At 63.8% G+C, this 279-nt stretch carries 1 protein-coding gene; it reads left to right on the top strand.

Annotation, left to right across the window (positions count from 1 at the left end; genetic code table 11):
- The coding region (locus ABFX56_RS16040) for an efflux RND transporter permease subunit (RefSeq protein ID WP_346234357.1) at window positions 1-279 on the top strand (279 nt) is incomplete at both ends.

Raw genomic sequence — 279 nt, 5'->3', positions numbered from 1 at the left:
GATCAAGCTCTATGGCGACGATCTCGATAAGATGTCGCAGTCGGCCAACGAGATTGTGCGCGTGCTGCAATCAATCCCCGGCGCCGCAAGCGTCAAAGCGGACCAGACCGGGGGCGCGCCAACGCTCGATGTCCGGTTCGATCGGGCAGCCATCGCGCGTTTTGGCCTCACCGTTCGGGAAGTAGCGGACACGGTGGCAGCCGCGATGGGCGGGCGGGATTCCGGCCTGCTGTTTGAGGGAGACCGTCGTTTCAGCATCGCCGTGCGTGTTCCTGAGAC

Source organism: Parafrigoribacterium mesophilum, from assembly GCF_039652555.1.
GTDB lineage: Bacteria > Actinomycetota > Actinomycetes > Actinomycetales > Microbacteriaceae > Parafrigoribacterium > Parafrigoribacterium mesophilum.
Note: the sequence above shows the minus strand (reverse complement) of the source record. Positions and strands in the feature narration are given on the sequence as shown.